General features: G+C 40.7%; 1 protein-coding gene. It reads right to left on the reverse strand.

All coding sequences use genetic code 11. The annotated features are described in order from the left end of the window. Positions 1-64 precede the first annotated feature (64 nt). Entirely contained in the window at positions 65-1,414 is a 1,350-nt protein-coding gene (locus C9J35_RS23005; RefSeq protein ID WP_107927138.1) for an IS1182 family transposase, read from the reverse strand. Positions 1,415-1,653: the final 239 nt, after the last annotated feature.

Raw genomic sequence — 1,653 nt, forward strand, 5'->3', positions numbered from 1 at the left:
TTCATTTTTAATATTTGGTAAATTACTGCCGTATCCAACATACTCTTCGAGCATAGATGCTCTCTTAAGCTGTCTGCCACGTCCAAGTAGCCAGTTTCTTTAAATTCATGGCAGCAAAAGTAAGCATCGCCTGCATGGACAATTTTTTAAGACCTCTTAAGGTTGTCCATCGCATTCCATGCTTTTCCTTTGCATCTGCAAAGACACGCTCAATCGTTTCTTTGCGCTTTGCATAGATTTGTTTAATGTCATAAGAATGGCGTAAATGTTCAGCTTCTTCCACATACGACTCCCAAATATGGCGTTGAATGAGTTTTTGATGATTCTTACTTTCTGTACATTGGGAAAGGCTTGGACACTTAGCACAAATCAAAGGATTCGATTTATATTGCCGATAGCCTTCCCTCGTCGTTGTCGCATACTCCAATATCTGCCCTTGTGGGCAAAGATAACAATTATAGTGCTCGTCATATATATACTCGTGCTTTCGGAAGAATCCATCTTTGGTTTTAGGACGTGTATATGGAAGAACAGGCAACATTTGATTCTCTAATAAAAAGTTCGTAATCGCTGGTGTTTTATAGGCTGCATCTGCCGCAACGGCGATTGGTTTTTGAACGTTTTGAATGACCCTTTGAACAAGTGGCTGCAATACATGGCTATCGTGCACATTTCCCGGAGTCACAATGGCACCCAATACAAAGCCCTTTTCATCTGTCGCTGCATGAAAGGAATACGCAAACTGTTTCGTACGTTCATCCTTCACGTAATACCCACTTTCAGGGTCTGTAGTGCTTTCCTTTATTTCTTTCCATTCTTCTTTTTCAAACTTCTCCGGGGGGAAGGGCTTTTTTCCGTGTTCCTCACGATCAATATTTAACTCTAATTGAAGTTTCTCTTCATAAGCCCGTGTTTCTTTTCGCACGACCTTTTTATCATACTTTCGTTTATTCGCACTCGCTTTCACATGCGTAGAATCGATAAATAAATGGTCTGCATGGAGGAGTCCTTGATGCATAATCTCTTTTAATATACGATAGAAAATCTGTTCAAATATATCGGTGTCTTGAAAGCGACGGGCATAATTTTTACCGAAGGTAGAGAAATGCGGGACTTCTGTATGGAAACCAAATCCTAAAAACCAGCGATACGCCATATTCGTTTCAATTTCTTTGATCGTTTGACGCATGGAGCGAATTCCAAAAACATATTGAATAAACGTCATTTTGAAGAGAACGACAGGATCAATACTTGGACGCCCATTAGGTGAATAGAGATTTTCTACTAAGGGATAGATAAATGAAAAATCAATAGCAGCCTCTAGTTTTCGCACTAAATGATCTTGGGGAACTAATTGATCAATCGTTAACATTTCTAATTGTTCACGTTCATTGGTTTGATTCTTCGTCATCATCGTTTATCACCTCAAAAATTTACTTTTCAACACCCTATGTAGATGGAGTACTTTATGTAGAAGTTGATTGGAACGAAGGGCGGCGACTCCTGCGGGAAAAGCGGGAAAGTCGAGATCCTGGACTGAGCGAAGCGAGGGAAGCAGCTCGACCCCGCCCGCGGAAAGCGTCCGCCCGTAGTGGAAATCAACGGCTTTACTTTATTTCATTGTAAAAGAAAAAAGACTGTAGGCAAACTCAA

This window comes from Lysinibacillus parviboronicapiens (assembly GCF_003049575.1).
GTDB lineage: Bacteria > Bacillota > Bacilli > Bacillales_A > Planococcaceae > Lysinibacillus > Lysinibacillus parviboronicapiens.